Source organism: Bacillus sp. JJ1474 (assembly GCF_036965225.1).
Classification (GTDB): Bacteria; Bacillota; Bacilli; order Bacillales; family Cytobacillaceae; genus Cytobacillus.
This window is the reverse complement of sequence record NZ_JBALPC010000154.1, coordinates 893-9,463: the sequence shown is the minus strand read 5'-3', so window position 1 is coordinate 9,463 and position 8,571 is coordinate 893. Positions and strand designations below refer to the sequence as shown.

At 38.6% G+C, this 8,571-nt stretch carries 9 protein-coding genes; 1 reads left to right on the top strand and 8 read right to left on the bottom strand.

The genetic code is table 11. From position 1 onward, the window contains the following. Positions 1-11: 11 nt before the first annotated feature. The 4 genes from V7164_RS17825 to V7164_RS17810 form a co-directional block, all read right to left on the bottom strand. Positions 12-212 carry a DUF2768 domain-containing protein gene (locus tag V7164_RS17825; RefSeq protein ID WP_335347297.1) on the bottom strand — a complete coding sequence of 67 codons (201 nt, stop codon included), beginning with the start codon at positions 210-212 and terminating at the stop codon, positions 12-14. 238 nt (positions 213-450) lie between these two features. Next, positions 451-1,503, bottom strand: coding sequence for an NAD(P)H-dependent glycerol-3-phosphate dehydrogenase (locus tag V7164_RS17820; RefSeq protein ID WP_335354762.1), 1,053 nt, complete (start codon positions 1,501-1,503; stop codon positions 451-453). 142 nt (positions 1,504-1,645) lie between these two features. After that, on the bottom strand, positions 1,646-2,956 hold the full coding sequence (gene der, locus V7164_RS17815; protein WP_335347299.1) for a ribosome biogenesis GTPase Der: 1,311 nt from the start codon (positions 2,954-2,956) through the stop codon (positions 1,646-1,648). Positions 2,957-3,321: 365 nt separating this feature from the next. Next, entirely contained in the window at positions 3,322-3,936 is a 615-nt protein-coding gene (locus tag V7164_RS17810; RefSeq protein WP_335354761.1) for a YphA family membrane protein, read from the bottom strand. A gap of 396 nt (positions 3,937-4,332) precedes the next feature. On the opposite strand from V7164_RS17810, the gene V7164_RS17805 reads away from it, so the two are divergent. Continuing rightward, positions 4,333-4,473, top strand: coding sequence for a YpzI family protein (locus V7164_RS17805; protein WP_335354760.1), 141 nt, complete (start codon positions 4,333-4,335; stop codon positions 4,471-4,473). Between the two features lie 467 nt (positions 4,474-4,940). Here V7164_RS17805 and fni read toward each other — a convergent pair whose 3' ends face one another. The 4 genes from fni to cmk all read right to left on the bottom strand — a co-directional run bounded on the left by fni (position 4,941) and on the right by cmk (position 8,522). Continuing rightward, positions 4,941-6,002, bottom strand: coding sequence for a type 2 isopentenyl-diphosphate Delta-isomerase (gene fni / locus V7164_RS17800; RefSeq protein WP_335354759.1), 1,062 nt, complete (start codon positions 6,000-6,002; stop codon positions 4,941-4,943). A 15-nt stretch (positions 6,003-6,017) separates the two neighbouring features. Beyond that, a complete protein-coding gene (gene rpsA, locus V7164_RS17795) occupies positions 6,018-7,154 on the bottom strand; it encodes a 30S ribosomal protein S1 (RefSeq protein ID WP_335346401.1) in 1,137 nt (378 codons plus the stop codon). Positions 7,155-7,263: 109 nt separating this feature from the next. Continuing rightward, positions 7,264-7,845: a lysophospholipid acyltransferase family protein gene (locus V7164_RS17790; protein ID WP_335346400.1), complete on the bottom strand. Its 582-nt coding sequence runs from the start codon at positions 7,843-7,845 to the stop codon at positions 7,264-7,266. A 2-nt stretch (positions 7,846-7,847) separates the two neighbouring features. Continuing rightward, positions 7,848-8,522, bottom strand: coding sequence for a (d)CMP kinase (gene cmk, locus V7164_RS17785; RefSeq protein WP_335346399.1), 675 nt, complete (start codon positions 8,520-8,522; stop codon positions 7,848-7,850). Between the last annotated feature and the right edge of the window lie 49 nt (positions 8,523-8,571).

Sequence of the window (8,571 nt, the reverse complement as noted above, 5' to 3'; positions counted from 1 at the left end):
GAATAATGTAATTAATCACTTGTTGGTCCGCTGAAAACGACTAGTACAATAATAATCCCTGATATAATCATCAAAAAATAGGCAATAATAGCAGTTAGAAATTTAAAGATTCCGCCCAATTTATAACGGCTTAAATAAATCATTAATATTGAGATAAACATAAAGCCCATTGATGCAAGAGAAACCCACATTTTCATTAATGACGGTGACATGACTTTCAACTCCTTTTTCCGAAATGATTATAACATACGCTTGTCTGTTTGAAAAAGAAAGTACTATAAAAAAAAGCTGAGTTAAAGAAAGGGGCATTTCTTTAACTCAAGCTTATGAGACTAAATAACCCATACACCCTGTTCATTTCACCAGTTTGCTTCGTTGCATTGTATGCAAAAAGTAGCCGGCTCGCATCCTCGAATGCCTATATTTAAAAAATATTAGGATTGAGCCGTTTTATTTGTCAAAGTCAGATTCAAGAACGTTCGTTAAATCCTCCATTTCGTTCTTTTTTCCACGTGCCATCAAAAGATCTACTCCCTCCTTTGCATTCACACCATTAAAAAGAACGTCATAAAGAATATCGGTAATGGGCATATTCACTTCATATTTTTCTGCTAGTTGCTTGGCTGCTTTTGTTGTTCTTACACCTTCAACTACCATTCCCATATTATCAAGAACTTCTTGTAAATTATGTCCCTTACCAAGCAAATTCCCTGCCCTCCAATTTCGGGAGTGAACACTTGTACAAGTTGCAATTAAATCTCCAATTCCAGTTAAACCAGAAAATGTAAGAGGACTAGCACCCATATTCATCCCTAAACGGGCAATTTCTGCTAAACCTCTAGTCATTAGCGCAGCCTTTGCATTATCACCATAGCCCAATCCATCTGTAATACCCGCTGCTAGTGCAATAATATTTTTTAATGCCCCGCCAATTTCAACTCCGATAATATCAGGATTTGTATAAACACGGAAATTCTGATTAATAAATAAATCTTGAATTCTTTCAGCCGCACCCATGTTCTTAGATGAAACAGTGACAGTTGTAGGATGCCTTAAAACAACCTCTTCTGCATGACTTGGACCTGATAGAACGACGATACTGTCCAAATTTTCAGGGGATATTTCCTGTTCAATCATTTCAGAAATACGAAGTAAAGTGTCTGGCTCAATTCCCTTGCTCACATGAACAATGGTTAAAGGCTCTTTGCAAATGAAGTTAATTTTGCCGACTGTTTCACGAATCGCTTTTGACGGAACAGCTAGAATAATTGTATGAACTCCCGATAAAGCTTCCTCTAGATCAAAATATCCAGTAATTCCTTCAGGTAGGATTACCTCTGGTAAATATTTTTTATTCGTATGGTATTGATTAATTTCATTTATTTGCTGGAGTTTATGACCCCAAAGACGAACTTCATGGCCATTATCTGCCAGAACCATAGCCAAAGCTGTTCCCCAGCTTCCCGCTCCAACAACAGCTACTCGTTCAAACCTTTGCTCCATTTAATCACTGCCTTATAAAATTATTTGTTTAGCTCAGCGCCTTGGGGCTCGCTGACGAAGTACGCCACATCCTGTGGCAGCATCGGCACTAGTAAGTCCTGTACGTTGGAAGTCAAAAGCCCCTGATCAAGCTGCTTCTTTATTATTTTCTCTCTCTTGCAAATATCTTGATTGGTGTCCCTTCAAAGCCAAAGGCATCCCGAATTCTATTTTCTAAGAACCGCTCATATGAAAAATGCATTAATTCAGGCTCATTTACAAAAACAACAAAGGTTGGCGGCTTCACCGCAACTTGAGTCGTATAATAAATTCTCAAGCGTCTTCCTTTATCGGTCGGTGTTGGATTCATAGCAACCGCATCCATAATGACATCATTCAGAACACTCGTTTCAACGCGCAATGAATGATTGTCACTTGCGGTATTGATCATTGGAATAAGGGTATGAATCCGTTTTTTTGTTTTTGCGGAAAGGAATACAATCGGAGCGTAATCAAGAAACAAGAAATGCTCACGAATCTTTTGTTCAAATTCCTTCATCGTTTTCTCATCTTTTTCTACAGCATCCCACTTATTCACGACAATGACCACAGCTCGTCCAGCTTCATGAGCATACCCTGCAATCCGTTTGTCCTGCTCGATAATTCCTTCTTCTCCATCTAAAACAACAAGGACTACATCTGAACGTTCAATTGCTCTTAAAGCACGCAAAACACTATATTTTTCAGTTGTTTCATATACCTTACCCTTTTTGCGCATTCCAGCAGTATCAATAATGACATACTTGTCTCCATTATAAGTTAGCTGAGAATCGATTGCATCTCTCGTAGTACCAGCAATATTACTGACAATGACTCGATCTTCGCCTAAAATAGCATTTACAAGTGAGGATTTCCCTACATTAGGACGGCCAATTAATGAAAATTTAATTACATCCTCATCATAATCTTTCTGACCATGCTTTGGAAAATGTCTAGCAGCCTCATCAAGTAAATCTCCTAATCCTAATCCATGTGCACCCGAGATAGGAAAAGGTTCTCCAAATCCTAAAGCATAGAAATCATAAATATGCTCTCGCATTTCAGGATTATCAATTTTATTGACGCCAAGTACGACCGGCTTTTTTGCCCTGTAAAGGATTTTTGCCACTTCTTCATCCGCAGCCGTAACCCCTTCTCTGCCGTTCGCTAAGAAGATTATGACGTCAGCCTCATCAATTGCAATTTCAGCCTGCTGGCGAATTTGCTCAAGAAAAGGCTCATCTCCAATATCAATACCGCCTGTGTCAATTATATTAAAATCATGGTTTAACCATTCTGCTGAACTGTATATACGATCCCTAGTAACTCCGGGAATATCTTCGACAATAGATATACGCTCTCCAACAATTCTGTTAAATATCGTGGATTTTCCAACGTTTGGACGTCCGACAATCGCAATCACTGGCTTTGCCATGAACATCACCCTTTCTTTTCCTAATCAATTTCTCCTCGGCGAAATTGCGCCCAGATTTTATCAAGCTGGCTCAGGTATCCTCTAAAAATCTGAGGCATCTGCCGGAGGCTTAACTTTATACAGCCGGAGTTTAAACCCTTACTGGATTTGACAATTTGTTCGCATACATCCCCACTTATACTAGTGGAAACATCTGCTGAATGAAGGTAAATAAACCCTTCTTATTAGTACAGAGAAGGGCCTAACTTTATAAGTTTATCAAAGCAGTACCTTACTAGCAATTAAAACTTGGAATAACTTGCTGTTTCGCCATTATGCGGATTATTAGTACAATAAATTGCTTATATAAATGTTTCTAAATTCATTTACGATAATTTTTGCTTTCCTTTTTCCTTTTCTAAATGGTTAATATGTTTTTCATAGAAGGAAGTCAAATATTCAAACCCAGACCAAGCACCAAGTAGAGCAGCTGCAAGTGTAATACCATCCAAATAAGCATATGAACCAATTAAATGTGGAAATGAATATTTATTAAGGATGTATGCATAAAGAAATTCACCCTGTATCGAACCAAATAGAATGATGATTAACCGATACACTTTATTTGTATGCAAAATGATTGCTAATGCTATCATAAGCAAGGCCAGCATCCATTTTCGCGGGAAAATTAACCATACAGGATCAAATAGTGCGAATAAATGAAAACAAACATACGCTATCATAACAATGAATGAGCTGAATAATACATAGGCAGCTGTTAATCTTTTGAATTTGCTGATTAATCCTAATAAGGTGCCAGCAAAAAGAATACTTACGTATGATATCTCATATTTGAATAGAAAAAAAGAATATGGAGAAATAATAATGAGTACTAATAACCATAAAGATAAACAAATCCTAATAAAGCTATCCTTTTTCAAAAAAAAGGTTGCGATTACCCAAAATATCCATGCCAGCCAATAAAAGGCCAATCCTTCCATTTCCACACCTCCCATCCTTCCCATTATGGCACTTTCAGTTGTACTTTAATCATTTTTATCGCAGATTAACGGGCTGTAAGATCCCCACTTCGAGAAGTTAAGTAAAACAAAAATTTCTAAGTAGGGGATCAACAGCCCGTAAAGGCCCGATTATAGGAACACAGACTAACAGCGCCACGTCCTGTGGCAACGTCTGTGTGACCCACTTCCTGTGGGCCGCAACTAACAATCAGTGGGGGATGAAGTCTGACTATGATCTCCACGGCTGTGGCAACACTGGCATTAGCACGTCCTGTGCGTCGAAAACCCCACTGATTGAAGTTTCACTTTATCATCTCTGTTTCGCTGAATAAAATACTTTTGCTAGTCCATGTTAAAGAGAGGGAGGTGTCAATAATGGGAAGAGACCGACAAGAAAAGAAACTGAAAAAGAGCAAAAGAGTTGAATCGGACAGGGACCAAGCACTCCACTATGATGGAGCTACAAAAATGCAAAGCCCAGAGGAAGCTAGGGACTTAAATAATAATAAACTTTAAAAAACAAATGCGTAAGTGACTTCGGAACAATCAAATTACGGATTGTTCCTGCGATGAATAATCTAAAGGAGCTTTCCTTGTGCTCACCCCCGACAAGCACAAGACGAGCCTCTCGGAAAGGTTGATCTGTACCTTTCTGGGAGGATTGATCGAAAAGTGTAGGCGACTGATCAGGGACGACAAGAATAAGACGAGCCCTGCAGGAAGGCGTATTTTGCCTTCTGGAAGGGATTGGCTTATGTCTCGAGTCCCTAGGAGCCGAAACTAGACAAGCTTGTGACCTCGAGGTCGACAAAAACGCGACGTCCTCCCAAAAGCTTCACTTTTGGTCGTGCGATGATTACGCTTCCGAAGCTTTCCTTGTCCTGTCGCATTGTCGACACTAGTACGTCCTGTACGTCGGGGGTAGGCGCTGTAGCTAGACGTAGAAAAAGCTCTTGCTGATTTACATAGCAAGAGCTTTTTTGTTATTTAGGGATTATTCTCTGACTGTATTTTTTTGTATCGATGCTTCTTTCATTTAACCAATGATGGGTTTTTCCTGAAATGATTAATGGAGCTTGCTGCAGCTCTGATACATTACTTGCACCTAATGCAGTAATGATCATCTTAATCTCATCCTGTATGATTTGAAGCTCTTCTATTAATGCTTCTATGCCTTTATTCATTAAAATACTAAGAACAAAGCCAGCCATTCCAACAGCCTCGGCTCCAAGGGCTATTGCTTTTGCAATATCAAGACTTGTCTGAACTCCCCCAGAACCTATAATAGATACATCTTTTGAGTTTTCTTTCGCTTCAATAATTGATACTGCAGTGGGAATACCCCATTCATTAAAAATGGATAGTTCTCTATTTCGCCGTTCATTTTCTATTCTAGCAAAATTAGTGCCGCCAAACCCTCCAACATCGACAGCCGAAACACCGATAGAACGCAGCATTAATACCGTTTCTCTACTCATTCCAAAGCCTACTTCTTTAACGATGATCGGTACATTAGCGGCCTTTACAATCGCTTCTATACGGTGAAGGGCTGTTCGAAAGTCTCGGTCTCCTTCAGGCATTGTTAGTTCCTGAACTACATTTAAATGAATTTGCAATGCATCAGCATTAATCATGTCAATGGCGGCTTTTGCTTGGTCCACTGTTGCTTCACTGCCGAGGTTTCCAAAAATAATGCCGTCTGGATATTCCTTTCGAACGACTTCATAAGATTTTCTTTCTGAAGGATTCTTAAGAGCAGACATTTGCGAACCGACAGCAATTGCCATTCCCATTGCTTTTGCAGCCATTGCCAATTCACGATTAATTCGTAAAGTCTGCTCACCTCCACCGCCTGTCATCCCATTTATAAAAATTGGCGAACTTAAAGAAAGTTCGCCAATTTTTACATTTAAAGTTGCCTGATCTAATGAAGTATGAGGCATACTTTGGTGAATAAAGGTAATATCATCAAAACCTGATAGCCTTTTCTGCCCTGTAGTCAAAGCTAATTGAATATGATCCCATTTACGTTTTGATCTAGACACCATTTATCACCATTATCATTTTAAATTCTTTAATTGATCCCCAATCATTTCGCCGAGCTGAAATCCTTTTGATTCCTCTGGGAGTTCATAATCAGTAACATAATCTGGTTCTTTTTCCTGTAGCTCTTTAATGCTTAGAGATAAACGCTGTTCTTGTTCATTTGCGTCTAAAACTTTAACTTTGATTTCTTGACCTTCTTTTAACACTTCATGCGGAGTTGCAATATGTTTATGTGAAATTTGAGAAATATGAACAAGTCCTTCTACACCAGGGAAAAGCTCTACAAACGCACCATATGAAACAAGTCTTTTTACTACTCCGTCAAGCACACTACCCTTTGGAGCTTTTTCAGATATATTTGACCATGGTCCTGGCTGAGTTTCTTTAATTGATAAAGAAATTCGTCCACTTGCCCGATCAACACTTAGAACCTTTACTTGGACTTTTTGACCTTCTTCTACTACTTCTGAAGGGGTGCTCACATGCTCGTGAGAAAGCTGGGATATATGAACAAGTCCATCTATGCCGCCAATATCAACAAAAGCGCCAAAATCAGTAATTCTTTGAACAGTTCCTTCTAATTCCTGTCCTGCCTCTAAAGAATCAAGGATTTGATTTTTTTGCTTACCCTTTTCTTCCTCGACAACAGCCCGATGAGAGAGAATTAAACGATTTTTATCCTTTTCAAGCTCAACGATTTTAAAGGTCATTGTTTTTCCTTTGTAGTCTGAAAAATCCTCAACAAAGAAATCTTCAACTAATGAAGCAGGGATAAATCCTCTGACACCAAGGTCAACGACTAAACCGCCTTTAACAACATCCTTAATTTCAGCTTCGAAAATTACACCGTTATTAAATTTCTCTTCAAGATCAGCCCATGACTTTTCAGCATCTACTTTTCGTTTTGATAGAATTAATGCATCCTCTTCTACCTTTAAAACTTCAAGCTCCAGCTGATCTCCTTCTGAAACAGCATCACTTGCTTTCTCTACATGAAGACTTGATAATTCACTAATAGGGATAATTCCATCAAGCTTGCTATCATTGATGTTTACAATTACTTGCTTCTCTTCAACCTTTGTAACCTGGCCGGAAACCTTATCGCCAATTTCGAAATTTCTCACTTCAACTTGATTCATCTCTTCTGACATATGTATTCCTCCTTATTTGAAAGGCGGAAGCGCCTTCGCAATATCTAATGATAAAATTCGCCTTTTAACTAACTTCTTATAAACCACTTCTTTTGTCAAGTAAGAAGGTTTAGCTATTCTCATTTATCAGTTTGCGAATTTCACTCATAATTAATTCAGTCGTCTCCTCCGCGGAAGCTTTCTTTTCACGTAAAGGAGCCATGTCTATCGGCTTTCCATAAACGACTTTCAATCTTTTAAAAGACTTATATGGACCTATAATAGCACATGGTACAATTGCAGCATCGGTACGAAGAGCAAAAAAACCGGCTCCTGCAAGCCCTTGACCCAACTCACCGGTTTTACTTCTTGTCCCTTCAGGAAATAAGCCCAAAACTTTTCCTTCTTTCAAAATAGCAAGTCCTTTTCTTAGAGCTTCCCTATCACTCATCCCCCTCTTAACTGGAAAGGCATTTAAATCAGGAAGAAGCTTCCCTAAAATAGGCACTCGAAACAATTCTTCCTTAGCCATAAAGTGTACTGCCCTTGGTGCATTGATACCGACTACAGGCGGATCAAAATTATGAATATGATTAGAACAGAGCAGAACACCGCCTTCTTTAGGGAAATGCTCTGTTCCAATTACTTCAAAGCGGTATATTGGCTTTAATATTCCATAAACGACTGATTTTGCAAAAGAGTATAAATTCACTGTCATCCGATCCTTTCATAAGCAAGCACCATGATTCTTTCAACAACCTGATCGATTGATAATGAGGTTGTGTCAATTTCGATTGCATCTGACGCCTTTTTCAATGGTGCAACTGCCCGTTCTGAATCTAATTTATCTCTTGTAGAGATTTCTTCTTTTAATTTCTCTAAATCGGATGGGTAGCCCTTTTGGATATTTTCAGTATGTCTGCGAATCGCTCGTTCATCAACAGATGCCAATAGGAAAATCTTAACCTCTGCTTTGGGCAGAACATGTGTCCCAATATCTCTGCCATCCATAACAACGCCGCCGTTTTCAGCAAAGCTTTTTTGTCTGGCGACCATTTCTTCTCTAACGAGTTTATGTTTTGCAACAATCGAAACGGAATTCGTTACTTCAGCAGTCCTAATTTCATTTGTAACATTTTTTCCGTCTAAATATATGAATTGACCATCTTCACCTGGCAATAATTCAATGGTTGTCTCATTTAAAATATTCAACAAGCCTAGTTCATCCTCTAAGTCCATTTTCATATTTATGGCTTTATATGTTAAAGCTCTATACATAGCCCCTGTGTCGATATAAATATATGATAGTTTTTCAGCTGTAATTTTTGCAACAGTGCTTTTTCCTGCAGCAGCAGGTCCATCAATTGCAATAGAGATTTTTTTATTCATAGTGCCTCCCAAAAACAATTTCTCGTCCATTTTATTTTATCATATGATG

Excerpts from the sequence above, each read along its gene's own strand:
- V7164_RS17805 (WP_335354760.1), top strand. The coding sequence starts at position 4,333 with ATGGGAAGAGACCGACAAGAAAAGAAACTGAAAAAGAGCAAAAGAGTT.
- V7164_RS17825 (WP_335347297.1), bottom strand. The coding sequence starts at position 212 with ATGTCACCGTCATTAATGAAAATGTGGGTTTCTCTTGCATCAATGGGC.
- cmk (WP_335346399.1), bottom strand. The coding sequence starts at position 8,522 with ATGAATAAAAAAATCTCTATTGCAATTGATGGACCTGCTGCTGCAGGA.
- rpsA (WP_335346401.1), bottom strand. The coding sequence starts at position 7,154 with ATGTCAGAAGAGATGAATCAAGTTGAAGTGAGAAATTTCGAAATTGGC.
- V7164_RS17820 (WP_335354762.1), bottom strand. The coding sequence starts at position 1,503 with ATGGAGCAAAGGTTTGAACGAGTAGCTGTTGTTGGAGCGGGAAGCTGG.
- der (WP_335347299.1), bottom strand. The coding sequence starts at position 2,956 with ATGGCAAAGCCAGTGATTGCGATTGTCGGACGTCCAAACGTTGGAAAA.
- V7164_RS17810 (WP_335354761.1), bottom strand. The coding sequence starts at position 3,936 with ATGGAAGGATTGGCCTTTTATTGGCTGGCATGGATATTTTGGGTAATC.